The organism is Escherichia sp. MOD1-EC4550, from assembly GCF_963876935.1.
Classification (GTDB): domain Bacteria; phylum Pseudomonadota; class Gammaproteobacteria; order Enterobacterales; family Enterobacteriaceae; genus Escherichia; species Escherichia coli_F.
Window position 1 is genome coordinate 293,573 of sequence record NZ_CAWNSE010000053.1, and the last position, 23,521, is coordinate 317,093.

At 49.9% G+C, this 23,521-nt stretch carries 43 protein-coding genes; 41 read left to right on the top strand and 2 right to left on the bottom strand.

Annotated features, from left to right (window positions below; genetic code table 11):
- Positions 1-116 precede the first annotated feature (116 nt).
- The 10 genes from AACU19_RS23390 (at position 117) to bfr (ending at position 7,338) form a co-directional block, all read left to right on the top strand.
- Positions 117-839, top strand: coding sequence for a helix-turn-helix transcriptional regulator (locus AACU19_RS23390; RefSeq protein ID WP_000091466.1), 723 nt, complete (start codon positions 117-119; stop codon positions 837-839).
- Entirely contained in the window at positions 839-1,225 is a 387-nt protein-coding gene (gene tusD, locus AACU19_RS23395) for a sulfurtransferase complex subunit TusD (RefSeq protein ID WP_001209691.1), read from the top strand. Before AACU19_RS23390 ends, tusD begins: the two co-directional genes overlap by 1 nt.
- On the top strand, positions 1,225-1,584 hold the full coding sequence (gene tusC / locus AACU19_RS23400; protein ID WP_000820714.1) for a sulfurtransferase complex subunit TusC: 360 nt from the start codon (positions 1,225-1,227) through the stop codon (positions 1,582-1,584). Before tusD ends, tusC begins: the two co-directional genes overlap by 1 nt.
- Positions 1,585-1,591: 7 nt before the next feature.
- Entirely contained in the window at positions 1,592-1,879 is a 288-nt protein-coding gene (tusB, locus tag AACU19_RS23405; protein WP_000903377.1) for a sulfurtransferase complex subunit TusB, read from the top strand.
- Between the two features lie 125 nt (positions 1,880-2,004).
- Positions 2,005-2,379 (top strand): 30S ribosomal protein S12, encoded by a 375-nt coding sequence (rpsL, locus tag AACU19_RS23410; RefSeq protein WP_000246815.1) that lies wholly within the window; start codon positions 2,005-2,007, stop codon positions 2,377-2,379.
- Positions 2,380-2,475: 96 nt separating this feature from the next.
- Positions 2,476-2,946 (top strand): 30S ribosomal protein S7, encoded by a 471-nt coding sequence (gene rpsG, locus AACU19_RS23415; RefSeq protein WP_001138043.1) that lies wholly within the window; start codon positions 2,476-2,478, stop codon positions 2,944-2,946.
- A 96-nt stretch (positions 2,947-3,042) separates the two neighbouring features.
- Positions 3,043-5,157 (top strand): elongation factor G, encoded by a 2,115-nt coding sequence (gene fusA, locus AACU19_RS23420; RefSeq protein WP_000124703.1) that lies wholly within the window; start codon positions 3,043-3,045, stop codon positions 5,155-5,157.
- Positions 5,158-5,227: 70 nt separating this feature from the next.
- The gene (gene tuf / locus AACU19_RS23425) at positions 5,228-6,412 is read left to right on the top strand and encodes an elongation factor Tu (protein ID WP_000031783.1); all 1,185 of its coding nucleotides are present in this window, start codon (positions 5,228-5,230) and stop codon (positions 6,410-6,412) included.
- 182 nt (positions 6,413-6,594) lie between these two features.
- Positions 6,595-6,789, top strand: coding sequence for a bacterioferritin-associated ferredoxin (gene bfd, locus AACU19_RS23430; protein ID WP_000289090.1), 195 nt, complete (start codon positions 6,595-6,597; stop codon positions 6,787-6,789).
- Between the two features lie 72 nt (positions 6,790-6,861).
- A complete protein-coding gene (bfr, locus tag AACU19_RS23435; protein ID WP_000675515.1) occupies positions 6,862-7,338 on the top strand; it encodes a bacterioferritin in 477 nt (158 codons plus the stop codon).
- On the opposite strand, the gene AACU19_RS23440 is transcribed toward bfr, so the two are convergent.
- On the bottom strand, positions 7,335-7,802 hold the full coding sequence (locus AACU19_RS23440; protein ID WP_000340159.1) for a prepilin peptidase: 468 nt from the start codon (positions 7,800-7,802) through the stop codon (positions 7,335-7,337). The two genes, bfr and AACU19_RS23440, sit on opposite strands and share 4 nt — an antisense overlap.
- A 378-nt stretch (positions 7,803-8,180) precedes the next feature.
- Here AACU19_RS23440 and rpsJ point away from each other — a divergent pair, with 378 nt between their 5' ends.
- The 31 genes from rpsJ (at position 8,181) to arfA (ending at position 23,020) form a co-directional block, all read left to right on the top strand.
- On the top strand, positions 8,181-8,492 hold the full coding sequence (rpsJ, locus tag AACU19_RS23445; RefSeq protein WP_001181004.1) for a 30S ribosomal protein S10: 312 nt from the start codon (positions 8,181-8,183) through the stop codon (positions 8,490-8,492).
- A 32-nt stretch (positions 8,493-8,524) separates the two neighbouring features.
- Positions 8,525-9,154: a 50S ribosomal protein L3 gene (gene rplC / locus AACU19_RS23450; protein ID WP_000579833.1), complete on the top strand. Its 630-nt coding sequence runs from the start codon at positions 8,525-8,527 to the stop codon at positions 9,152-9,154.
- Between the two features lie 10 nt (positions 9,155-9,164).
- Positions 9,165-9,770, top strand: a complete 606-nt coding sequence (gene rplD / locus AACU19_RS23455) for a 50S ribosomal protein L4 (protein ID WP_000424395.1) — start codon at positions 9,165-9,167, stop codon at positions 9,768-9,770.
- On the top strand, positions 9,767-10,069 hold the full coding sequence (rplW, locus tag AACU19_RS23460; RefSeq protein WP_000617544.1) for a 50S ribosomal protein L23: 303 nt from the start codon (positions 9,767-9,769) through the stop codon (positions 10,067-10,069). Before rplD ends, rplW begins: the two co-directional genes overlap by 4 nt.
- Before the next feature lie 17 nt (positions 10,070-10,086).
- Positions 10,087-10,908, top strand: a complete 822-nt coding sequence (gene rplB / locus AACU19_RS23465) for a 50S ribosomal protein L2 (RefSeq protein ID WP_000301864.1) — start codon at positions 10,087-10,089, stop codon at positions 10,906-10,908.
- Positions 10,909-10,924: 16 nt separating this feature from the next.
- Positions 10,925-11,203, top strand: a complete 279-nt coding sequence (gene rpsS / locus AACU19_RS23470; RefSeq protein ID WP_001138117.1) for a 30S ribosomal protein S19 — start codon at positions 10,925-10,927, stop codon at positions 11,201-11,203.
- Between the two features lie 14 nt (positions 11,204-11,217).
- The gene (gene rplV / locus AACU19_RS23475; RefSeq protein ID WP_000447529.1) at positions 11,218-11,550 is read left to right on the top strand and encodes a 50S ribosomal protein L22; all 333 of its coding nucleotides are present in this window, start codon (positions 11,218-11,220) and stop codon (positions 11,548-11,550) included.
- Positions 11,551-11,567: 17 nt separating this feature from the next.
- On the top strand, positions 11,568-12,269 hold the full coding sequence (gene rpsC, locus AACU19_RS23480) for a 30S ribosomal protein S3 (protein WP_000529945.1): 702 nt from the start codon (positions 11,568-11,570) through the stop codon (positions 12,267-12,269).
- A 12-nt stretch (positions 12,270-12,281) separates the two neighbouring features.
- The gene (rplP, locus tag AACU19_RS23485) at positions 12,282-12,692 is read left to right on the top strand and encodes a 50S ribosomal protein L16 (RefSeq protein ID WP_000941212.1); all 411 of its coding nucleotides are present in this window, start codon (positions 12,282-12,284) and stop codon (positions 12,690-12,692) included.
- The gene (gene rpmC, locus AACU19_RS23490; RefSeq protein ID WP_000644741.1) at positions 12,692-12,883 is read left to right on the top strand and encodes a 50S ribosomal protein L29; all 192 of its coding nucleotides are present in this window, start codon (positions 12,692-12,694) and stop codon (positions 12,881-12,883) included. Before rplP ends, rpmC begins: the two co-directional genes overlap by 1 nt.
- On the top strand, positions 12,883-13,137 hold the full coding sequence (gene rpsQ / locus AACU19_RS23495; protein WP_000130100.1) for a 30S ribosomal protein S17: 255 nt from the start codon (positions 12,883-12,885) through the stop codon (positions 13,135-13,137). The genes rpmC and rpsQ overlap by 1 nt, the downstream gene beginning before the upstream one ends.
- Positions 13,138-13,301: 164 nt before the next feature.
- A complete protein-coding gene (rplN, locus tag AACU19_RS23500; RefSeq protein ID WP_000613955.1) occupies positions 13,302-13,673 on the top strand; it encodes a 50S ribosomal protein L14 in 372 nt (123 codons plus the stop codon).
- A gap of 10 nt (positions 13,674-13,683) precedes the next feature.
- A complete protein-coding gene (rplX, locus tag AACU19_RS23505; RefSeq protein ID WP_000729185.1) occupies positions 13,684-13,998 on the top strand; it encodes a 50S ribosomal protein L24 in 315 nt (104 codons plus the stop codon).
- Positions 13,999-14,012: 14 nt separating this feature from the next.
- On the top strand, positions 14,013-14,552 hold the full coding sequence (gene rplE / locus AACU19_RS23510; RefSeq protein ID WP_001096200.1) for a 50S ribosomal protein L5: 540 nt from the start codon (positions 14,013-14,015) through the stop codon (positions 14,550-14,552).
- Positions 14,553-14,566: 14 nt separating this feature from the next.
- The gene (gene rpsN / locus AACU19_RS23515) at positions 14,567-14,872 is read left to right on the top strand and encodes a 30S ribosomal protein S14 (RefSeq protein WP_001118930.1); all 306 of its coding nucleotides are present in this window, start codon (positions 14,567-14,569) and stop codon (positions 14,870-14,872) included.
- Between the two features lie 33 nt (positions 14,873-14,905).
- Positions 14,906-15,298, top strand: coding sequence for a 30S ribosomal protein S8 (rpsH, locus tag AACU19_RS23520; RefSeq protein ID WP_000062611.1), 393 nt, complete (start codon positions 14,906-14,908; stop codon positions 15,296-15,298).
- Positions 15,299-15,310: 12 nt separating this feature from the next.
- A complete protein-coding gene (rplF, locus tag AACU19_RS23525; protein WP_000091945.1) occupies positions 15,311-15,844 on the top strand; it encodes a 50S ribosomal protein L6 in 534 nt (177 codons plus the stop codon).
- A gap of 9 nt (positions 15,845-15,853) precedes the next feature.
- Complete coding sequence (gene rplR / locus AACU19_RS23530) at positions 15,854-16,207, top strand: 50S ribosomal protein L18 (protein ID WP_000358960.1); 354 nt, start codon at positions 15,854-15,856, stop codon at positions 16,205-16,207.
- Between the two features lie 14 nt (positions 16,208-16,221).
- Positions 16,222-16,725, top strand: a complete 504-nt coding sequence (rpsE, locus tag AACU19_RS23535; protein WP_000940121.1) for a 30S ribosomal protein S5 — start codon at positions 16,222-16,224, stop codon at positions 16,723-16,725.
- 3 nt (positions 16,726-16,728) lie between these two features.
- Positions 16,729-16,908 (top strand): 50S ribosomal protein L30, encoded by a 180-nt coding sequence (gene rpmD, locus AACU19_RS23540; protein ID WP_001140433.1) that lies wholly within the window; start codon positions 16,729-16,731, stop codon positions 16,906-16,908.
- Between the two features lie 3 nt (positions 16,909-16,911).
- Positions 16,912-17,346: a 50S ribosomal protein L15 gene (rplO, locus tag AACU19_RS23545; protein ID WP_001238917.1), complete on the top strand. Its 435-nt coding sequence runs from the start codon at positions 16,912-16,914 to the stop codon at positions 17,344-17,346.
- A gap of 7 nt (positions 17,347-17,353) precedes the next feature.
- A complete protein-coding gene (secY, locus tag AACU19_RS23550) occupies positions 17,354-18,685 on the top strand; it encodes a preprotein translocase subunit SecY (RefSeq protein ID WP_001118861.1) in 1,332 nt (443 codons plus the stop codon).
- 31 nt (positions 18,686-18,716) lie between these two features.
- On the top strand, positions 18,717-18,833 hold the full coding sequence (gene rpmJ, locus AACU19_RS23555; RefSeq protein ID WP_000868187.1) for a 50S ribosomal protein L36: 117 nt from the start codon (positions 18,717-18,719) through the stop codon (positions 18,831-18,833).
- Positions 18,834-18,979: 146 nt separating this feature from the next.
- Positions 18,980-19,336, top strand: coding sequence for a 30S ribosomal protein S13 (rpsM, locus tag AACU19_RS23560; RefSeq protein WP_000090775.1), 357 nt, complete (start codon positions 18,980-18,982; stop codon positions 19,334-19,336).
- A 16-nt stretch (positions 19,337-19,352) separates the two neighbouring features.
- A complete protein-coding gene (gene rpsK, locus AACU19_RS23565; RefSeq protein ID WP_001029684.1) occupies positions 19,353-19,742 on the top strand; it encodes a 30S ribosomal protein S11 in 390 nt (129 codons plus the stop codon).
- Between the two features lie 33 nt (positions 19,743-19,775).
- On the top strand, positions 19,776-20,396 hold the full coding sequence (rpsD, locus tag AACU19_RS23570) for a 30S ribosomal protein S4 (RefSeq protein ID WP_000135224.1): 621 nt from the start codon (positions 19,776-19,778) through the stop codon (positions 20,394-20,396).
- Between the two features lie 25 nt (positions 20,397-20,421).
- A complete protein-coding gene (locus AACU19_RS23575) occupies positions 20,422-21,411 on the top strand; it encodes a DNA-directed RNA polymerase subunit alpha (RefSeq protein ID WP_001162094.1) in 990 nt (329 codons plus the stop codon).
- 40 nt (positions 21,412-21,451) lie between these two features.
- Positions 21,452-21,835, top strand: coding sequence for a 50S ribosomal protein L17 (rplQ, locus tag AACU19_RS23580; protein ID WP_001216368.1), 384 nt, complete (start codon positions 21,452-21,454; stop codon positions 21,833-21,835).
- 106 nt (positions 21,836-21,941) lie between these two features.
- Positions 21,942-22,310: a DnaJ family domain-containing protein gene (locus AACU19_RS23585; RefSeq protein ID WP_000266527.1), complete on the top strand. Its 369-nt coding sequence runs from the start codon at positions 21,942-21,944 to the stop codon at positions 22,308-22,310.
- 10 nt (positions 22,311-22,320) lie between these two features.
- Positions 22,321-22,746, top strand: coding sequence for a Zn(2+)-responsive transcriptional regulator (gene zntR, locus AACU19_RS23590; protein ID WP_103254003.1), 426 nt, complete (start codon positions 22,321-22,323; stop codon positions 22,744-22,746).
- A gap of 55 nt (positions 22,747-22,801) precedes the next feature.
- Positions 22,802-23,020, top strand: a complete 219-nt coding sequence (gene arfA / locus AACU19_RS23595; RefSeq protein WP_000092697.1) for an alternative ribosome-rescue factor ArfA — start codon at positions 22,802-22,804, stop codon at positions 23,018-23,020.
- Here arfA and mscL read toward each other — a convergent pair.
- Positions 23,017-23,427, bottom strand: coding sequence for a large-conductance mechanosensitive channel protein MscL (gene mscL, locus AACU19_RS23600; protein ID WP_000022442.1), 411 nt, complete (start codon positions 23,425-23,427; stop codon positions 23,017-23,019). The two genes, arfA and mscL, sit on opposite strands and share 4 nt — an antisense overlap.
- Positions 23,428-23,521 lie beyond the last annotated feature (94 nt).

Sequence of the window (23,521 nt, forward strand, 5' to 3'; positions counted from 1 at the left end):
GATATAATTAGTGCTGGAAAGCGGAACCTCCGCTGTATTAATTTAGTTACCCGCATCATTAATGAGCCTGCCCTGAAAAGTTAACGACAGGCTCCTGAAAAGGAGTGTTTTTTTTCATGTCCAGGTCGCTTTTAACCAACGAAACCAGTGAGTTGGATTTACTGGATCAACGTCCTTTCGACCAGACCGATTTTGATATTCTGAAATCCTACGAAGCGGTGGTGGACGGGTTAGCGATGCTTATTGGCTCCCACTGTGAAATCGTTTTGCACTCTTTGCAGGATCTAAAATGTTCAGCCATACGCATTGCTAACGGTGAACATACAGGCCGGAAGATTGGTTCGCCAATTACCGACCTGGCGCTACGTATGCTGCACGATATGACGGGAGCGGATAGCAGCGTTTCTAAATGCTACTTTACTCGCGCCAAAAGCGGCGTATTAATGAAGTCCCTGACTATCGCGATTCGTAACCGCGAACAGCGTGTAATTGGTCTGCTGTGCATCAATATGAATCTTGATGTTCCCTTCTCGCAGATTATGAGCACTTTTGTGCCGCCAGAAACCCCGGATGTCGGTTCAAGCGTCAACTTTGCCTCTTCTGTTGAAGATCTGGTTACCCAAACGCTGGAGTTCACCATCGAAGAAGTGAATGCCGATCGCAATGTTTCTAATAACGCCAAAAATCGTCAGATCGTGCTAAATCTCTACGAGAAAGGGATCTTCGATATTAAAGATGCGATCAACCAGGTTGCTGACCGCCTGAACATCTCCAAACACACTGTCTATCTCTACATCCGCCAGTTCAAGAGCGGTGATTTCCAGGGGCAAGATAAGTAATGCGTTTTGCCATCGTGGTGACCGGACCAGCATACGGTACGCAACAGGCGAGTAGTGCTTTTCAGTTTGCGCAGGCGCTGATAGCAGAAGGCCATGAACTAAGCAGCGTCTTTTTCTATCGGGAAGGGGTCTATAACGCTAACCAATTGACCTCACCGGCAAGCGACGAATTTGACCTTGTGCGCGGCTGGCAACAACTGAATGCGCAACATGGTGTGGCGCTGAATATCTGCGTAGCGGCAGCGTTACGCCGCGGTATCGTCGATGAAACTGAAGCAGGAAGGCTGCGATTGGCTTCGTCAAACCTTCAGCCGGGATTTACCTTAAGTGGACTTGGCGCGCTGGCGGAAGCCTCGCTGACCTGTGACAGGGTGGTACAGTTCTGATGAAACGAATTGCGTTTGTTTTTTCTACTGCGCCTCATGGTACCGCTGCAGGCCGGGAAGGTTTAGATGCTTTACTGGCAACTTCCGCATTAACTGACGATCTGGCTGTCTTCTTTATTGCTGATGGCGTTTTTCAGCTGTTGCCAGGACAAAAGCCCGATGCAGTGCTGGCGCGTGATTACATTGCCACTTTTAAATTGTTGGGTCTGTACGACATTGAACAGTGCTGGGTTTGTGCGGCTTCACTGCGCGAACGCGGGTTAGATCCGCAGACCCCCTTTGTTGTCGAAGCCACGCCGCTCGAAGCAGATGCCTTACGCCGCGAACTCGCCAACTACGATGTTATTTTGAGGTTTTGAGGCGTTTATGCTGCACACATTACATCGTTCACCCTGGCTGACGGATTTTGCTGCGCTGCTGCGTCTGCTCAGTGAGGGCGACGAACTGCTGTTATTGCAAGATGGCGTAACTGCCGCAGTTGACGGTAACCGCTACCTTGAAAGCCTGCGTAATGCCCCCATTAAGGTCTATGCCCTTAACGAAGACCTTATTGCCCGCGGTTTGACTGGTCAAATTTCGAACGACATCATCCCTATTGACTATACTGATTTCGTCAGACTTACGGTTAAGCACTCCAGCCAGATGGCCTGGTGATGGCGGGATCGTTGTATATTTCTTGACACCTTTTCGGCATCGCCCTAAAATTCGGCGTCCTCATATTGTGTGAGGACGTTTTATTACGTGTTTACGAAGCAAAAGCTAAAACCAGGAGCTATTTAATGGCAACAGTTAACCAGCTGGTACGCAAACCACGTGCTCGCAAAGTTGCGAAAAGCAACGTGCCTGCGCTGGAAGCATGCCCGCAAAAACGTGGCGTATGTACTCGTGTATATACTACCACTCCTAAAAAACCGAACTCCGCGCTGCGTAAAGTATGCCGTGTTCGTCTGACTAACGGTTTCGAAGTGACTTCCTACATCGGTGGTGAAGGTCACAACCTGCAGGAGCACTCCGTGATCCTGATCCGTGGCGGTCGTGTTAAAGACCTCCCGGGTGTTCGTTACCACACCGTACGTGGTGCGCTTGACTGCTCCGGCGTTAAAGACCGTAAGCAGGCTCGTTCCAAGTATGGCGTGAAGCGTCCTAAGGCTTAATGGTTCTCCGTTAAGTAAGGCCAAACGTTTTAACTTAAATGTCAAACTAAACTCGTAGAGTTTTGGACAATCCTGAATTAACAACGGAGTATTTCCATGCCACGTCGTCGCGTCATTGGTCAGCGTAAAATTCTGCCGGATCCGAAGTTCGGATCAGAACTGCTGGCTAAATTTGTAAATATCCTGATGGTAGATGGTAAAAAATCTACTGCTGAATCTATCGTATACAGCGCGCTGGAGACCCTGGCTCAGCGCTCTGGTAAATCTGAACTGGAAGCATTCGAAGTAGCTCTCGAAAACGTGCGCCCGACTGTAGAAGTTAAGTCTCGCCGCGTTGGTGGTTCTACTTATCAGGTACCAGTTGAAGTCCGTCCGGTTCGTCGTAATGCTCTGGCAATGCGTTGGATCGTTGAAGCTGCTCGTAAACGCGGTGATAAATCCATGGCTCTGCGCCTGGCGAACGAACTTTCTGATGCTGCAGAAAACAAAGGTACTGCAGTTAAGAAACGTGAAGACGTTCACCGTATGGCCGAAGCCAACAAGGCGTTCGCACACTACCGTTGGTAATCCCTTCGGAGTTTTAGTCACCAGGCGGGCGCTTCCAGTAAGCAGCCCGCTTTGGGCTACTTAAATTGAACGCCTAAAAGATAAACGAGGAAACAAATGGCTCGTACAACACCCATCGCACGCTACCGTAACATCGGTATCAGTGCGCACATCGACGCCGGTAAAACCACTACTACCGAACGTATTCTGTTCTACACCGGTGTAAACCATAAAATCGGTGAAGTTCATGACGGCGCTGCAACCATGGACTGGATGGAGCAGGAGCAGGAACGTGGTATTACCATCACTTCCGCTGCAACTACTGCATTCTGGTCTGGTATGGCTAAGCAGTATGAGCCGCATCGCATCAACATCATCGACACCCCGGGGCACGTTGACTTCACAATCGAAGTAGAACGTTCCATGCGTGTTCTCGATGGTGCGGTAATGGTTTACTGCGCAGTTGGTGGTGTTCAGCCGCAGTCTGAAACCGTATGGCGTCAGGCAAACAAATATAAAGTTCCGCGCATTGCGTTCGTTAACAAAATGGACCGCATGGGTGCGAACTTCCTGAAAGTTGTTAACCAGATCAAAACCCGTCTGGGCGCGAACCCGGTTCCGCTGCAGCTGGCGATTGGTGCTGAAGAACATTTCACCGGTGTTGTTGACCTGGTGAAAATGAAAGCTATCAACTGGAACGACGCTGACCAGGGCGTAACCTTCGAATACGAAGATATCCCGGCAGACATGGTTGAACTGGCTAACGAATGGCACCAGAACCTGATCGAATCCGCAGCTGAAGCTTCTGAAGAGCTGATGGAAAAATACCTGGGTGGTGAAGAACTGACTGAAGAAGAGATTAAAGGTGCTCTGCGTCAGCGCGTTCTGAACAACGAAATCATCCTGGTAACCTGTGGTTCTGCGTTCAAGAACAAAGGTGTTCAGGCGATGCTGGATGCGGTAATTGATTACCTGCCATCCCCGGTTGACGTACCTGCGATCAACGGTATCCTGGACGACGGTAAAGATACTCCGGCTGAACGTCACGCAAGTGATGACGAGCCGTTCTCTGCACTGGCGTTCAAAATCGCTACCGACCCGTTTGTTGGTAACCTGACCTTCTTCCGTGTGTACTCCGGTGTGGTTAACTCTGGTGATACCGTACTGAACTCCGTGAAAGCTGCACGTGAGCGTTTCGGTCGTATCGTTCAGATGCACGCTAACAAACGTGAAGAGATCAAAGAAGTTCGCGCGGGCGACATCGCTGCTGCTATCGGTCTGAAAGACGTAACCACTGGTGACACCCTGTGTGACCCGGATGCGCCGATCATTCTGGAACGTATGGAATTCCCTGAGCCGGTAATCTCCATCGCAGTTGAACCGAAAACCAAAGCTGACCAGGAAAAAATGGGTCTGGCTCTGGGCCGTCTGGCTAAAGAAGACCCGTCTTTCCGTGTATGGACTGACGAAGAATCTAACCAGACCATCATCGCGGGTATGGGCGAACTGCACCTCGACATCATCGTTGACCGTATGAAGCGTGAATTCAACGTTGAAGCGAACGTAGGTAAACCGCAGGTTGCTTACCGTGAAACTATCCGCCAGAAAGTTACCGATGTTGAAGGTAAACACGCGAAACAGTCTGGTGGTCGTGGTCAGTATGGTCATGTTGTTATCGACATGTACCCGCTGGAGCCGGGTTCAAACCCGAAAGGCTACGAGTTCATCAACGACATTAAAGGTGGTGTAATCCCTGGCGAATACATCCCGGCCGTTGATAAAGGTATCCAGGAACAGCTGAAAGCAGGTCCGCTGGCAGGCTACCCGGTAGTAGACATGGGTATTCGTCTGCACTTCGGTTCTTACCATGACGTTGACTCCTCTGAACTGGCGTTTAAACTGGCAGCTTCTATCGCCTTTAAAGAAGGCTTTAAGAAAGCGAAACCAGTTCTGCTTGAGCCGATCATGAAGGTTGAAGTAGAAACTCCGGAAGAGAACACCGGTGACGTTATCGGTGACTTGAGCCGTCGTCGTGGTATGCTCAAAGGTCAGGAATCTGAAGTTACTGGCGTTAAGATCCACGCTGAAGTACCGCTGTCTGAAATGTTCGGATATGCAACTCAGCTGCGTTCTCTGACCAAAGGTCGTGCATCATACACCATGGAATTCCTGAAGTATGATGAAGCGCCGAGTAACGTTGCTCAGGCCGTAATTGAAGCCCGTGGTAAATAAGCCTAAGGGTTAATACCAAAGTCCCGTGCTCTCTCCTGAAGGGGAGAGCACTATAGTAAGGAATATAGCCGTGTCTAAAGAAAAATTTGAACGTACAAAACCGCACGTTAACGTTGGTACTATCGGCCACGTTGACCACGGTAAAACTACTCTGACCGCTGCAATCACCACCGTACTGGCTAAAACCTACGGCGGTGCTGCTCGTGCATTCGACCAGATCGATAACGCGCCGGAAGAAAAAGCTCGTGGTATCACCATCAACACTTCTCACGTTGAATATGACACCCCGACCCGTCACTACGCACACGTAGACTGCCCGGGGCACGCCGACTATGTTAAAAACATGATCACCGGTGCTGCTCAGATGGACGGCGCGATCCTGGTAGTTGCTGCGACTGACGGCCCGATGCCGCAGACTCGTGAGCACATCCTGCTGGGTCGTCAGGTAGGCGTTCCGTACATCATCGTGTTTCTGAACAAATGCGACATGGTTGATGACGAAGAGCTGCTGGAACTGGTTGAAATGGAAGTTCGTGAACTTCTGTCTCAGTACGACTTCCCGGGCGACGACACTCCGATCGTTCGTGGTTCTGCTCTGAAAGCGCTGGAAGGCGACGCAGAGTGGGAAGCGAAAATCCTGGAACTGGCTGGCTTCCTGGATTCTTACATTCCGGAACCAGAGCGTGCGATTGACAAGCCGTTCCTGCTGCCGATCGAAGACGTATTCTCCATCTCCGGTCGTGGTACCGTAGTTACCGGTCGTGTAGAACGCGGTATCATCAAAGTTGGTGAAGAAGTTGAAATCGTTGGTATCAAAGAGACTCAGAAGTCTACCTGTACTGGCGTTGAAATGTTCCGCAAACTGCTGGACGAAGGCCGTGCTGGTGAGAACGTAGGTGTTCTGCTGCGTGGTATCAAACGTGAAGAAATCGAACGTGGTCAGGTACTGGCTAAGCCGGGCACCATCAAGCCGCACACCAAGTTCGAATCTGAAGTGTACATTCTGTCCAAAGATGAAGGCGGCCGTCATACTCCGTTCTTCAAAGGCTACCGTCCGCAGTTCTACTTCCGTACTACTGACGTGACTGGTACCATCGAACTGCCGGAAGGCGTAGAGATGGTAATGCCGGGCGACAACATCAAAATGGTTGTTACCCTGATCCACCCGATCGCGATGGACGACGGTCTGCGTTTCGCAATCCGTGAAGGCGGCCGTACCGTTGGCGCGGGCGTTGTTGCTAAAGTTCTGGGCTAATTACACGTTAATTAGTTTCGAATTAAAAAGGGCGCTTCGGCGCCCTTTTTGCTGCCCGTAATTTGAGCTCGAAATATTTAGTCGTAATTTCACTCGCTGAACTATGGCGCAAATTAAACTGTGCTATTGTAATCATAACCATTCTCATTTACACTTTGCACAGAATTTGAACGGGAGCAATCATGTACGTTTGTTTGTGTAATGGTGTAAGTGACAAAAAAATTCGCCAGGCAGTCCGTCAGTTTCATCCGCAATCTTTCCAACAATTGCGTAAGTTTATTCCTGTGGGAAATCAATGCGGTAAGTGCATTCGCGCCGCGCGCGAAGTGATGCAGGACGAGTTGATGCAGATGCCAGAATTTAAAGAGATTGCCTGAAGCCCACGCTTATTTTTTGACATCCCGCTAGCCCCATCTACGCTCTAATAGTGGAAGCGGAGGGATTATAAAATGAAAGGTGATGTTAAAATCATAAATTATCTCAATAAACTATTGGGAAATGAGCTTGTCGCAATCAATCAGTATTTTCTCCATGCCCGGATGTTTAAAAACTGGGGCCTGATGCGTCTCAATGACGTCGAATACCATGAATCTATTGATGAGATGAAACACGCTGATAAATATATCGAGCGTATTTTGTTTTTAGAAGGAATCCCTAACTTACAGGATTTAGGCAAACTGGGGATTGGTGAAGATGTCGAGGAGATGCTGCAATCCGACCTGCGATTAGAACTGGAAGGCGCGAAGGATCTCCGTGAGGCTATCGCGTATGCCGACAGCGTTCATGACTATGTTAGCCGTGATATGATGATCGAGATCCTTGCCGATGAAGAAGGTCATATTGACTGGCTCGAAACTGAGCTGGATCTCATCGGTAAAATCGGTTTACAAAATTACCTGCAATCACAAATAAAAGTTAAAGATTAACGGCCTGCCAGCAAACTATCCCAGCCTACAACGAAACCCGCAGCCGCCAGAAATGGCCCAAACGGCAGCGGGTTTTTTAATGACTCTTTTCCTCTCATGAGCAGACCAATAACTACGGCTCCGCAAGCGAATGAGGCAGCAAGGAAAACCAGTCGTGGCAAGAAGGTCCATGTATGCCAGGCACCAAGGGCGGCGAGAAACTTCACATCACCATAGCCTAATCCTTCTTTATGACGCAGTATGCGATACCCCCAGTAAATGACAGCGAATGTGCCGTAACCAATAATCGCCCCCCATAACGCATCGGCTAAACCGTCAGGATTACAAACCTGATAGAACAAAAGACCTGACCAGAGTAACGGGCACGTAAATCTGTCAGGTAACAAGCCATGCTTTGCATCCCAGAAAAAAAGTAGGGCTGATAAACAAGCGTACAAAATCAGAAAGGGAAGGGTAGCGTCCATAAAACATCCTCTGTAATTGGAGTATCACCATCGAATAACTCCGGATGCTCAGCAACGGAGAAATCGCTGATTTGTTAACCTGGTTCCGGTGAAAAACGCTATCTTCACAACCTTACAAATTTCGTGGAATACAGCTCGCAATCTGCGCGTTGCGATTAATTTCTACCCGATGCTTGCGTCTGGCTCAGATTTGCGTATAATGCGCGGGCTTGTCGTAGTTGACAGCAGGTTCAATCTGAACCTCAGTTAGCCGAATTTGGCTACCTAACAATGCTCCCAATCGGGGAGCTACGTAAGAACGGTTACACTCTCCCATCAATCGTAATGGGTCTGAGGAGTAATCATTTTCGTTTATAAAATAATTGGAGCTCTGGTCTCATGCAGAACCAAAGAATCCGTATCCGCCTGAAAGCGTTTGATCATCGTCTGATCGATCAAGCAACCGCGGAAATCGTCGAGACTGCCAAGCGCACTGGTGCGCAGGTCCGTGGTCCGATCCCGCTGCCGACACGCAAAGAGCGCTTCACTGTTCTGATCTCCCCGCACGTCAACAAAGACGCGCGCGATCAGTACGAAATCCGTACTCACTTGCGTCTGGTTGACATCGTTGAGCCAACCGAGAAAACCGTTGATGCTCTGATGCGTCTGGATCTGGCTGCCGGTGTAGACGTGCAGATCAGCCTGGGTTAATCAGGTCATTGAGCGATTGAGAGGTTGAAACAATGATTGGTTTAGTCGGTAAAAAAGTGGGTATGACCCGTATCTTCACAGAAGACGGCGTTTCTATCCCAGTAACCGTAATCGAAGTTGAAGCAAACCGCGTTACTCAGGTTAAAGACCTGGCTAACGATGGCTACCGTGCTATTCAGGTGACCACCGGTGCTAAAAAAGCTAACCGTGTGACCAAGCCTGAAGCTGGCCACTTCGCTAAAGCTGGCGTAGAAGCTGGCCGTGGTCTGTGGGAATTCCGCTTGGCTGAAGGCGAAGAGTTCACTGTAGGTCAGAGCATTAGCGTTGAACTGTTTGCTGACGTTAAAAAAGTTGACGTAACTGGCACCTCTAAAGGTAAAGGTTTCGCAGGTACCGTTAAGCGCTGGAACTTCCGTACCCAGGACGCTACTCACGGTAACTCCTTGTCTCACCGCGTTCCGGGTTCTATCGGTCAGAACCAGACTCCGGGCAAAGTGTTCAAAGGCAAGAAAATGGCAGGTCAGATGGGTAACGAACGTGTAACCGTTCAGAGCCTTGACGTAGTACGCGTTGACGCTGAGCGCAACCTGCTGCTGGTTAAAGGTGCTGTCCCGGGTGCAACCGGTAGCGACCTGATCGTTAAACCAGCTGTGAAGGCGTAAGGAGATAGCAATGGAATTAGTATTGAAAGACGCGCAGAGCGCGCTGACTGTTTCCGAAACTACCTTCGGTCGTGATTTCAACGAAGCGCTGGTTCACCAGGTTGTTGTTGCTTATGCAGCTGGTGCTCGTCAGGGTACTCGTGCTCAGAAGACTCGTGCTGAAGTAACTGGTTCCGGTAAAAAACCGTGGCGCCAGAAAGGCACCGGCCGTGCGCGTTCTGGTTCTATCAAGAGCCCGATCTGGCGTTCTGGTGGCGTGACCTTTGCTGCTCGTCCGCAGGACCACAGTCAAAAAGTTAACAAGAAGATGTACCGCGGCGCGCTGAAAAGCATCCTGTCCGAACTGGTACGTCAGGATCGTCTGATCGTTGTCGAGAAGTTCTCTGTAGAAGCGCCGAAAACTAAGCTGCTGGCACAGAAACTGAAAGACATGGCTCTGGAAGATGTGCTGATCATCACCGGTGAGCTGGACGAAAACCTGTTCCTGGCTGCGCGCAACCTGCACAAGGTTGACGTACGCGATGCAACTGGTATCGACCCGGTTAGCCTGATCGCCTTCGACAAAGTCGTAATGACTGCTGATGCTGTTAAGCAAGTTGAGGAGATGCTGGCATGATTCGTGAAGAACGTCTGCTGAAGGTGCTGCGTGCACCGCACGTTTCTGAAAAAGCGTCTACTGCGATGGAAAAATCCAACACCATCGTACTCAAAGTTGCTAAAGACGCGACCAAAGCAGAAATCAAAGCTGCTGTGCAGAAACTGTTTGAAGTCGAAGTCGAAGTCGTTAACACCCTGGTAGTTAAAGGGAAAGTTAAACGTCACGGACAGCGTATCGGTCGTCGTAGCGACTGGAAAAAAGCTTACGTCACCCTGAAAGAAGGCCAGAATCTGGACTTCGTTGGCGGCGCTGAGTAAGTCGGAGGAGTAATACAATGGCAGTTGTTAAATGTAAACCGACATCTCCGGGTCGTCGCCACGTTGTTAAAGTGGTTAACCCTGAGCTGCACAAGGGCAAACCTTTTGCTCCGTTGCTGGAAAAAAACAGCAAATCCGGTGGTCGTAACAACAATGGCCGTATCACCACTCGTCATATCGGTGGTGGCCACAAGCAGGCTTACCGTATTGTTGACTTCAAACGCAACAAAGACGGTATCCCGGCAGTTGTTGAACGTCTTGAGTACGATCCGAACCGTTCCGCGAACATCGCGTTGGTTCTGTACAAAGACGGTGAACGCCGTTACATCCTGGCCCCTAAAGGCCTGAAAGCTGGCGACCAGATTCAGTCTGGCGTTGATGCTGCAATCAAACCAGGTAACACCCTGCCGATGCGCAACATCCCGGTTGGTTCTACTGTTCATAACGTAGAAATGAAACCAGGTAAAGGCGGTCAGCTGGCACGTTCCGCTGGTACTTACGTTCAGATCGTTGCTCGTGATGGTGCTTATGTCACCCTGCGTCTGCGTTCTGGTGAAATGCGTAAAGTAGAAGCAGACTGCCGTGCAACTCTGGGCGAAGTTGGCAATGCTGAGCATATGCTGCGCGTTCTGGGTAAAGCAGGTGCTGCACGCTGGCGTGGTGTTCGTCCGACCGTTCGCGGTACCGCGATGAACCCGGTAGACCACCCACATGGTGGTGGTGAAGGTCGTAACTTTGGTAAGCACCCGGTAACTCCGTGGGGCGTTCAGACCAAAGGTAAGAAGACCCGCAGCAACAAGCGTACTGATAAATTCATCGTACGTCGCCGTAGCAAATAATTTTAGAGGATAAGCCATGCCACGTTCTCTCAAGAAAGGTCCTTTTATTGACCTGCACTTGCTGAAGAAGGTAGAGAAAGCGGTGGAAAGCGGAGACAAGAAGCCCCTGCGCACTTGGTCCCGTCGTTCAACGATCTTTCCTAACATGATCGGTTTGACCATCGCTGTCCATAATGGTCGTCAGCACGTTCCGGTATTTGTAACCGACGAAATGGTCGGTCACAAACTGGGTGAATTCGCACCGACTCGTACTTATCGCGGCCACGCTGCTGATAAAAAAGCGAAGAAGAAATAAGGTAGGAGGAAGAGATGGAAACTATCGCTAAACATCGCCATGCTCGTTCTTCTGCTCAGAAGGTTCGCCTTGTTGCTGACCTGATTCGCGGTAAGAAAGTGTCGCAGGCTCTGGATATTTTGACCTACACCAACAAGAAAGCGGCTGTACTGGTCAAGAAAGTTCTGGAATCTGCCATTGCTAACGCTGAACACAACGATGGCGCTGACATTGACGATCTGAAAGTTACGAAAATTTTCGTAGACGAAGGCCCGAGCATGAAGCGCATTATGCCGCGTGCAAAAGGTCGTGCAGATCGCATCCTGAAGCGCACCAGCCACATCACTGTGGTTGTGTCCGATCGCTGAGACTCTGGAGACTAGCAATGGGTCAGAAAGTACATCCTAATGGTATTCGCCTGGGTATTGTAAAACCATGGAACTCTACCTGGTTTGCGAACACCAAAGAATTCGCTGACAACCTGGACAGCGATTTTAAAGTACGTCAGTACCTGACTAAGGAACTGGCTAAAGCGTCCGTATCTCGTATCGTTATCGAGCGTCCGGCTAAGAGCATCCGTGTAACCATTCACACTGCTCGCCCGGGTATCGTTATCGGTAAAAAAGGTGAAGACGTAGAAAAACTGCGTAAGGTCGTAGCGGACATCGCTGGCGTTCCTGCACAGATCAACATCGCCGAAGTTCGTAAGCCTGAACTGGACGCAAAACTGGTTGCTGACAGCATCACTTCTCAGCTGGAACGTCGCGTTATGTTCCGTCGTGCTATGAAGCGTGCTGTACAGAACGCAATGCGTCTGGGCGCTAAAGGTATTAAAGTTGAAGTTAGCGGCCGTCTGGGCGGCGCGGAAATCGCACGTACCGAATGGTACCGCGAAGGTCGCGTACCGCTGCACACTCTGCGTGCTGACATCGACTACAACACCTCTGAAGCGCACACCACTTACGGTGTAATCGGCGTTAAAGTGTGGATCTTCAAAGGCGAGATCCTGGGTGGTATGGCTGCTGTTGAACAACCGGAAAAACCGGCTGCTCAGCCTAAAAAGCAGCAGCGTAAAGGCCGTAAATAAGGAGCGTCGCTGATGTTACAACCAAAGCGTACAAAATTCCGTAAAATGCACAAAGGCCGTAACCGCGGTCTGGCGCAGGGTACGGATGTTAGCTTCGGCAGCTTCGGTCTGAAAGCTGTTGGCCGTGGTCGTCTGACTGCACGTCAGATCGAAGCAGCACGTCGTGCTATGACCCGTGCAGTTAAGCGTCAAGGTAAGATCTGGATCCGTGTGTTCCCGGACAAACCGATCACTGAAAAGCCGCTGGCAGTGCGTATGGGTAAAGGTAAAGGTAACGTGGAGTATTGGGTTGCCTTGATTCAGCCGGGTAAAGTCCTGTATGAAATGGACGGTGTTCCGGAAGAGCTGGCCCGTGAAGCATTCAAGCTGGCAGCAGCGAAACTGCCGATTAAAACCACCTTTGTAACTAAGACGGTGATGTAATGAAAGCAAAAGAGCTGCGTGAGAAGAGCGTTGAAGAGCTGAACACCGAGCTGCTGAACCTGCTGCGTGAGCAGTTCAACCTGCGTATGCAGGCTGCAAGTGGCCAGCTGCAACAGTCTCACCTGTTGAAGCAAGTGCGTCGCGATGTCGCACGCGTTAAGACTTTACTGAACGAGAAGGCGGGTGCGTAATGACCGATAAAATCCGTACTCTGCAAGGTCGCGTTGTTAGCGACAAAATGGAGAAATCCATTGTTGTTGCTATCGAACGTTTTGTGAAACACCCGATCTACGGTAAATTCATCAAGCGTACGACCAAACTGCACGTACATGACGAGAACAACGAATGCGGTATCGGTGACGTGGTTGAAATCCGCGAATGCCGTCCGCTGTCCAAGACTAAATCCTGGACGCTGGTTCGCGTTGTAGAGAAAGCGGTTCTGTAATACAGTACACTCTCTCGATACGAATAAACGGCTCAGAAATGAGCCGTTTATTTTTTCTACCCATATCCTTGAAGCGGTGTTATAATGCCGCGCCCTCGATATGGGGATTTTTAACGACCTGATTTTCGGGTCTCAGTAGTAGTTGACATTAGCGGAGCACTAAAATGATCCAAGAACAGACTATGCTGAACGTCGCCGACAACTCCGGTGCACGTCGCGTAATGTGTATCAAGGTTCTGGGTGGCTCGCACCGTCGCTACGCAGGCGTAGGCGACATCATCAAGATCACCATCAAAGAAGCAATTCCGCGTGGTAAGGTCAAAAAAGGTGATGTGCTGAAGGCGGTAGTGGTGCGCACCAAGAAGGGTGTTCGTCGCCCGGACGGTTCTGTCATTCGCTTCGATGGTAATGCTTGTGTTCTTCTGAACAACAACAGCGAGCAGCCTATCGGTACGCGTATTTTTGGGCCGGTAACTCGTGAGCTTCGTAGTGAGAAGTTCATGAAAATTATCTCTCTGGCACCAGAAGTACTCTAAGGAGCGAATCATGGCAGCGAAAATCCGTCGTGATGACGAAGTTATCGTGTTAACCGGTAAAGATAAAGGTAAACGCGGTAAAGTTAAGAATGTCCTGTCTTCCGGCAAGGTCATTGTTGAAGGTATCAACCTGGTTAAGAAACATCAGAAGCCGGTTCCGGCCCTGAACCAACCGGGTGGCATCGTTGAAAAAGAAGCCGCTATTCAGGTTTCCAACGTAGCAATCTTCAATGCGGCAACCGGCAAGGCTGACCGTGTAGGCTTTAGATTCGAAGACGGTAAAAAAGTCCGTTTCTTCAAGTCTAACAGCGAAACTATCAAGTAATTTGGAGTAGTACGATGGCGAAACTGCATGATTACTACAAAGACGAAGTAGTTAAAAAACTCATGACTGAGTTTAACTACAATTCTGTCATGCAAGTCCCTCGGGTCGAGAAGATCACCCTGAACATGGGTGTTGGTGAAGCGATCGCTGACAAAAAACTGCTGGATAACGCAGCAGCAGACCTGGCAGCAATCTCCGGTCAAAAACCGCTGATCACCAAAGCACGCAAATCTGTTGCAGGCTTCAAAATCCGTCAGGGCTATCCGATCGGCTGTAAAGTAACTCTGCGTGGCGAACGCATGTGGGAGTTCTTTGAGCGCCTGATCACTATTGCTGTACCTCGTATCCGTGACTTCCGTGGCCTGTCCGCTAAGTCTTTCGACGGTCGTGGTAACTACAGCATGGGTGTCCGTGAGCAGATCATCTTCCCAGAAATCGACTACGATAAAGTCGACCGCGTTCGTGGTTTGGATATTACCATTACCACTACTGCGAAATCTGACGAAGAAGGCCGCGCTCTGCTGGCTGCCTTTGACTTCCCGTTCCGCAAGTAAGGTAGGGTTACTAAATGGCTAAGCAATCAATGAAAGCACGCGAAGTAAAACGCGTAGCTTTAGCTGATAAATACTTCGCGAAACGCGCTGAACTGAAAGCGATCATCTCTGATGTGAACGCTTCCGACGAAGATCGTTGGAACGCTGTTCTCAAGCTGCAGACTCTGCCGCGTGATTCCAGCCCGTCTCGTCAGCGTAACCGCTGCCGTCAAACAGGTCGTCCGCATGGTTTCCTGCGGAAGTTCGGGTTGAGCCGTATTAAGGTCCGTGAAGCCGCTATGCGCGGTGAAATCCCGGGTCTGAAAAAGGCTAGCTGGTAATTGTCACCAATTGAATCACGGGAGTAAAGACAGATGAGCATGCAAGATCCGATCGCGGATATGCTGACCCGTATCCGTAACGGTCAGGCCGCGAACAAAGCTGCGGTCACCATGCCTTCCTCCAAGCTGAAAGTGGCAATCGCCAACGTGCTGAAGGAAGAAGGTTTTATTGAAGATTTTAAAGTTGAAGGCGACACCAAGCCTGAACTGGAACTTACTCTGAAGTATTTCCAGGGCAAAGCTGTTGTAGAAAGCATTCAGCGTGTCAGCCGCCCAGGTCTGCGCATCTATAAACGTAAAGATGAGCTGCCGAAAGTTATGGCGGGTCTGGGTATCGCAGTTGTTTCTACCTCTAAAGGTGTTATGACTGATCGTGCAGCGCGCCAGGCTGGTCTTGGTGGCGAAATTATCTGCTACGTAGCCTAATCGGAGGAAAAAATGTCTCGTGTTGCTAAAGCACCGGTCGTTGTTCCTGCCGGCGTTGACGTAAAAATCAACGGTCAGGTTATTACGATCAAAGGTAAAAACGGCGAGCTGACTCGTACTCTCAACGATGCTGTTGAAGTTAAACATGCAGATAATACCCTGACCTTCGGTCCGCGTGATGGTTACGCAGACGGTTGGGCACAGGCTGGTACCGCGCGTGCCCTGCTGAACTCAATGGTTATCGGTGTTACCGAAGGCTTCACTAAGAAGCTGCAGCTGGTTGGTGTAGGTTACCGTGCAGCGGTTAAAGGCAATGTGATTAACCTGTCTCTGGGTTTCTCTCATCCTGTTGACCATCAGCTGCCTGCGGGTATCACTGCTGAATGTCCGACTCAGACTGAAATCGTGCTGAAAGGCGCTGATAAGCAGGTGATCGGCCAGGTTGCAGCGGATCTGCGCGCCTACCGTCGTCCTGAGCCTTACAAAGGCAAGGGTGTTCGTTACGCCGACGAAGTCGTGCGTACCAAAGAGGCTAAGAAGAAGTAAGGTAACACTATGGATAAGAAATCTGCTCGTATCCGTCGTGCGACCCGCGCACGCCGCAAGCTCCAGGAGCTGGGCGCAACTCGCCTGGTGGTACATCGTACCCCGCGTCACATTTACGCACAGGTAATTGCACCGAACGGTTCTGAAGTTCTGGTAGCTGCTTCTACTGTAGAAAAAGCTATCGCTGAACAACTGAAGTACACCGGTAACAAAGACGCGGCTGCAGCTGTGGGTAAAGCTGTCGCTGAACGCGCTCTGGAAAAAGGCATCAAAGATGTATCCTTTGACCGTTCCGGGTTCCAATATCATGGTCGTGTCCAGGCACTGGCAGATGCTGCCCGTGAAGCTGGCCTTCAGTTCTAAGGTAGAGGTGTAAGATGGCTCACATCGAAAAACAAGCTGGCGAACTGCAGGAAAAGCTGATCGCGGTAAACCGCGTATCTAAAACCGTTAAAGGTGGTCGTATTTTCTCCTTCACAGCTCTGACTGTAGTTGGCGATGGTAACGGTCGCGTTGGTTTTGGTTACGGTAAAGCGCGTGAAGTTCCAGCAGCGATCCAGAAAGCGATGGAAAAAGCCCGTCGCAATATGATTAACGTCGCGCTGAATAACGGCACTCTGCAACACCCTGTTAAAGGTGTTCATACGGGTTCTCGCGTATTCATGCAGCCGGCTTCCGAAGGTACCGGTATCATCGCCGGTGGTGCAATGCGCGCCGTTCTGGAAGTCGCTGGGGTTCATAACGTTCTGGCTAAAGCGTATGGTTCCACCAACCCGATTAACGTGGTTCGTGCAACTATCGATGGCCTGGAAAATATGAATTCTCCAGAAATGGTCGCTGCCAAGCGTGGTAAATCCGTTGAAGAAATTCTGGGGAAATAAACCATGGCAAAGACTATTAAAATTACTCAAACCCGCAGTGCAATCGGTCGTCTGCCGAAACACAAGGCAACGCTGCTTGGCCTGGGTCTGCGTCGTATTGGTCACACCGTAGAGCGCGAGGATACTCCTGCTATTCGCGGTATGATCAACGCGGTTTCCTTCATGGTTAAAGTTGAGGAGTAAGAGATGCGTTTAAATACTCTGTCTCCGGCCGAAGGCTCCAAAAAGGCGGGTAAACGCCTGGGTCGTGGTATCGGTTCTGGCCTCGGTAAAACCGGTGGTCGTGGTCACAAAGGTCAGAAGTCTCGTTCTGGCGGTGGCGTACGTCGCGGTTTCGAGGGTGGTCAGATGCCTCTGTACCGTCGTCTGCCGAAATTCGGCTTCACTTCTCGTAAAGCAGCGATTACAGCCGAAGTTCGTCTGTCTGACCTGGCTAAAGTAGAAGGCGGTGTTGTAGACCTGAACACGCTGAAAGCGGCTAACATTATCGGTATCCAGATCGAGTTCGCGAAAGTGATCCTGGCTGGCGAAGTAACTACTCCGGTAACTGTTCGTGGCCTGCGTGTTACTAAAGGCGCTCGTGCTGCTATCGAAGCTGCTGGCGGTAAAATCGAGGAATAAGTAGCAGATGGCTAAACAACCGGGATTAGATTTTCAAAGTGCCAAAGGTGGCTTAGGCGAGCTGAAACGCAGACTGTTGTTTGTTATCGGTGCGCTGATTGTGTTCCGTATTGGCTCTTTTATTCCGATCCCTGGTATTGATGCCGCTGTACTTGCCAAACTGCTTGAGCAACAGCGAGGCACCATCATTGAAATGTTTAACATGTTCTCTGGTGGTGCTCTCAGCCGTGCTTCTATCTTTGCTCTGGGGATCATGCCGTATATTTCGGCATCGATCATTATCCAGCTGCTGACGGTGGTTCACCCAACGTTGGCAGAAATTAAGAAAGAAGGGGAGTCTGGTCGTCGTAAGATCAGCCAGTACACCCGCTACGGTACTCTGGTGCTGGCAATATTCCAGTCGATCGGTATTGCTACCGGTCTGCCGAATATGCCTGGTATGCAAGGCCTGGTCATTAACCCGGGCTTTGCATTCTACTTCACCGCTGTTGTAAGTCTGGTCACAGGAACCATGTTCCTGATGTGGTTGGGCGAACAGATTACTGAACGAGGTATCGGCAACGGTATTTCAATCATTATCTTCGCCGGTATTGTCGCGGGACTCCCGCCAGCCATTGCCCATACTATCGAGCAAGCGCGTCAAGGCGACCTGCACTTCCTCGTGTTGCTGTTGGTTGCAGTATTAGTATTTGCAGTGACGTTCTTTGTTGTATTTGTTGAGCGTGGTCAACGCCGCATTGTGGTAAACTACGCGAAACGTCAGCAAGGTCGTCGTGTCTATGCTGCACAGAGCACACATTTACCGCTGAAAGTGAATATGGCGGGGGTAATCCCGGCAATCTTCGCTTCCAGTATTATTCTGTTCCCGGCGACCATCGCGTCATGGTTCGGGGGCGGTACTGGTTGGAACTGGCTGACAACAATTTCGCTGTATTTGCAGCCTGGGCAACCGCTTTATGTGTTACTCTATGCGTCTGCAATCATCTTCTTCTGTTTCTTCTACACGGCGTTGGTTTTCAACCCGCGTGAAACAGCAGATAACCTGAAGAAGTCCGGTGCATTTGTACCAGGAATTCGTCCGGGAGAGCAAACGGCGAAGTATATCGATAAAGTAATGACCCGCCTGACCTTGGTTGGTGCGCTGTACATTACCTTTATCTGCCTGATCCCGGAGTTCATGCGTGATGCAATGAAAGTACCGTTCTACTTCGGTGGGACCTCACTGCTTATCGTTGTTGTCGTGATTATGGACTTTATGGCTCAAGTGCAAACTCTGATGATGTCCAGTCAGTATGAGTCTGCATTGAAGAAGGCGAACCTGAAAGGCTACGGCCGATAATTGGTCGCCCGAGAAGTTACGGAGAGTAAAAATGAAAGTTCGTGCTTCCGTCAAGAAATTATGCCGTAACTGCAAAATCGTTAAGCGTGATGGTGTCATCCGTGTGATTTGCAGTGCCGAGCCGAAGCATAAACAGCGCCAAGGCTGATTTTTTCGCATATTTTTCTTGCAAAGTTGGGTTGAGCTGGCTAGATTAGCCAGCCAATCTTTTGTATGTCTGTGCGTTTCCATTTGAGTATCCTGAAAACGGGCTTTTCAGCATGGAACGTACATATTAAATAGTAGGAGTGCATAGTGGCCCGTATAGCAGGCATTAACATTCCTGATCATAAGCATGCCGTAATCGCATTAACTTCGATTTATGGCGTCGGCAAGACCCGTTCTAAAGCCATCCTGGCTGCAGCGGGTATCGCTGAAGATGTTAAGATCAGTGAGCTGTCTGAAGGACAAATCGACACGCTGCGTGACGAAGTTGCCAAATTTGTCGTTGAAGGTGATCTGCGCCGTGAAATCAGCATGAGCATCAAGCGCCTGATGGATCTTGGTTGCTATCGCGGTTTGCGTCATCGTCGTGGTCTCCCGGTTCGCGGTCAGCGTACCAAGACCAACGCACGTACCCGTAAGGGTCCGCGCAAACCGATCAAGAAATAATCGGGGTGATTGAATAATGGCAAAGGCACCAATTCGTGCACGTAAACGTGTAAGAAAACAAGTCTCTGACGGCGTGGCTCATATCCATGCTTCTTTCAACAACACCATCGTGACTATCACTGATCGTCAGGGTAACGCGTTGGGTTGGGCAACAGCCGGTGGTTCCGGTTTCCGTGGTTCTCGCAAATCCACTCCGTTTGCAGCTCAGGTTGCAGCAGAGCGTTGCGCTGACGCCGTGAAAGAATACGGCATCAAGAATCTGGAAGTTATGGTTAAAGGTCCGGGTCCAGGCCGCGAATCTACTATTCGTGCTCTGAACGCCGCAGGTTTCCGCATCACTAACATTACTGATGTGACTCCGATCCCTCATAACGGTTGTCGTCCGCCGAAAAAACGTCGCGTATAACGCCTCGTTTTCCAGGTTTGTTGGAGAAAGAAAATGGCAAGATATTTGGGTCCTAAGCTCAAGCTGAGCCGTCGTGAGGGCACCGACTTATTCCTTAAGTCTGGCGTTCGCGCGATCGATACCAAGTGTAAAATTGAACAAGCTCCTGGCCAGCACGGTGCGCGTAAACCGCGTCTGTCTGACTATGGTGTGCAGTTGCGTGAAAAGCAAAAAGTTCGCCGTATCTATGGTGTGCTGGAGCGTCAGTTCCGTAACTACTACAAAGAAGCAGCACGTCTGAAAGGCAACACCGGTGAAAACCTGTTGGCTCTGCTGGAAGGTCGTCTGGACAACGTTGTATACCGTATGGGCTTCGGTGCCACTCGTGCAGAAGCACGTCAGCTGGTTAGCCATAAAGCAATTATGGTAAACGGTCGTGTTGTTAACATCGCTTCTTATCAGGTTAGTCCGAATGACGTTGTAAGCATTCGTGAGAAAGCGAAGAAGCAGTCTCGCGTGAAAGCCGCTCTGGAGCTGGCTGAGCAGCGTGAAAAGCCAACCTGGCTGGAAGTTGATGCTGGCAAGATGGAAGGTACGTTTAAGCGTAAGCCGGAGCGTTCTGATCTGTCTGCGGACATTAACGAACACCTGATCGTCGAGCTTTACTCCAAGTAAAGCTTAGTACCAAAGAGAGGACACAATGCAGGGTTCTGTGACAGAGTTTCTAAAACCGCGCCTGGTTGATATCGAGCAAGTGAGTTCGACGCACGCCAAGGTGACCCTTGAGCCTTTAGAGCGTGGCTTTGGCCATACTCTGGGTAACGCACTGCGCCGTATTCTGCTCTCATCGATGCCGGGTTGCGCGGTGACCGAGGTTGAGATTGATGGTGTACTACATGAGTACAGCACCAAAGAAGGCGTTCAGGAAGATATCCTGGAAATCCTGCTCAACCTGAAAGGGCTGGCGGTGAGAGTTCAGGGCAAAGATGAAGTTATTCTTACCTTGAATAAATCTGGCATTGGCCCTGTGACTGCAGCCGATATCACCCACGACGGTGATGTCGAAATCGTCAAGCCGCAGCACGTGATCTGCCACCTGACCGATGAGAACGCGTCTATTAGCATGCGTATCAAAGTTCAGCGCGGTCGTGGTTATGTGCCGGCTTCTACCCGAATTCATTCGGAAGAAGATGAGCGCCCAATCGGCCGTCTGCTGGTCGACGCATGCTACAGCCCTGTGGAGCGTATTGCCTACAATGTTGAAGCAGCGCGTGTAGAACAGCGTACCGACCTGGACAAGCTGGTCATCGAAATGGAAACCAACGGCACAATCGATCCTGAAGAGGCGATTCGTCGTGCGGCAACCATTCTGGCTGAACAACTGGAAGCTTTCGTTGACTTACGTGATGTACGTCAGCCTGAAGTGAAAGAAGAGAAACCAGAGTTCGATCCGATCCTGCTGCGCCCTGTTGACGATCTGGAATTGACTGTCCGCTCTGCTAACTGCCTTAAAGCAGAAGCTATCCACTATATCGGTGATCTGGTACAGCGTACCGAGGTTGAGCTCCTTAAAACGCCTAACCTTGGTAAAAAATCTCTTACTGAGATTAAAGACGTGCTGGCTTCCCGTGGACTGTCTCTGGGCATGCGCCTGGAAAACTGGCCACCGGCAAGCATCGCTGACGAGTAACCGGATCACAGGTTAAGGTTTTACTGAGAAGGATAAGGTCATGCGCCATCGTAAGAGTGGTCGTCAACTGAACCGCAACAGCAGCCATCGCCAGGCTATGTTCCGCAATATGGCAGGTTCACTGGTTCGTCATGAAATCATCAAGACGACTCTGCCTAAAGCGAAAGAGCTGCGCCGCGTAGTTGAGCCGCTGATTACTCTTGCCAAGACTGATAGCGTTGCTAATCGTCGTCTGGCATTCGCCCGTACTCGTGATAACGAGATCGTGGCAAAACTGTTTAACGAACTGGGCCCGCGTTTCGCGAGCCGTGCCGGTGGTTACACTCGTATTCTGAAGTGTGGCTTCCGTGCAGGCGATAACGCGCCGATGGCTTACATCGAGCTGGTTGATCGTTCAGAGAAAGCAGAAGCTGCTGCAGAGTAATCTGAAGCAACGTAAAAAAACCCGCCCCGGCGGGTTTTTTTATACCCGTAGTATCCCCACTTATCTACAATAGCTGTACTCTTTTTGTTCATCCCCTGGAGTATTTATGTGGTTACTTGACCAGTGGGCAGAGCGTCATATTACTGAGGCACAATCCAAAGGTGAGTTTGATAATCTTCCGGGAAGTGGCGAGCCATTGATTCTGGATGATGATTCACACGTGCCACCTGAATTACGTGCGGGGTATCGCTTGTTGAAGAATGCCGGTTGCTTACCGCCAGAACTTGAGCAGCGGAGGGAAGCAATTCATCTTATGGATATCCTCGAAGGTATCCGTCACGATGATCCGCAATATCAAGAGATTAGTCGTCGATTGTCATTACTGGAGTTAAAGCTGCGACAAGCAGGATTGAGTACCGATTTTTTACGCGGCGATTATGCTGACAAGTTGTTGAATAAAATCAACGATAACTAGTGGAGTATGTATGTATCGCATTGGTGAGCTGGCAAAAATGGCGGAAGTAACACCCGACACGATTCGTTATTACGAAAAGCAGCAGATGATGGAGCATGAAGTACGTACCGAAGGTGGGTTTCGCCTGTATACCGAAAGCGATCTCCAGCGATTGAAATTTATCCGCCATGCCAGACAACTTGGTTTCAGTCTGGAGTCGATCCGCGAGTTGCTGTCGATCCGTATCGATCCTGAGCACCATACCTGTCAGGAGTCAAAAGGCATTGTGCAGGAAAGATTACAGGAAGTGGAAGCACGGATAGCCGAGTTGCAGAGTATGCAGCGTTCCTTGCAACGCCTTAACGATGCTTGCTGTGGGACCGCTCATAGCAGTGTTTATTGCTCGATTCTTGAAGCCCTTGAACAAGGGGCGAGTGGCATTAAGAGTGGTTGTTGATTTTTTGCACTGGCGGGATTACACTCGCGCCGTTAAATAACCAACTGGAGTTTTTATGAGCCGATATCAGCATACTAAAGGACAGATAAAAGATAATGCGATTGAAGCATTGCTACATGATCCTTTATTCCGACAGCGTGTAGAGAAAAATAAGAAGGGGAAAGGTAGTTACATGCGAAAAGGAAAACATGGCAATCGGGGAAACTGGGAGGCCAGTGGCAAGAAAGTAAATCACTTTTTTACCACTGGCCTTCTGCTTTCAGGGGCTTTTTAAGAGCGGTTATTCTGCTCTTTCAGCAAATCACGAATTTCTGTCAGTAATACTTCTTCTTTAGTTGGCGCTGGCGCGGCTGCCGGTTCTTCTTTCTTACGATTCAGTTTGTTGATTAGCTTAATTGCCATGAAGATGGCAAAGGCCACAATCAGAAAATCAAAGACGTTTTGAATGAAGACACCGTAATGCATAACGACAGCAGGGATATCCCCCTGCGCATCGCGTAGCGTGACAGCAAACTGTTTAAAGTCGATCCCGCCAATTAATAAGCCCAACGGTGGCATGATGATATCGGCAACCAGTGAAGAGACAATCTTTCCGAATGCCGCTCCGATAATGACACCCACCGCCAAATCCACTACGTTTCCGCGCATCGCAAATTCGCGAAATTCTTTAATAATGCTCATGTTATTCTCCCTATGAAGCCGACAACCATAAGTCTAACAAATGTTAAGCCATTTTCCTGCCAGGAATGAATTTAATTAATCCTTGAGAATCAAA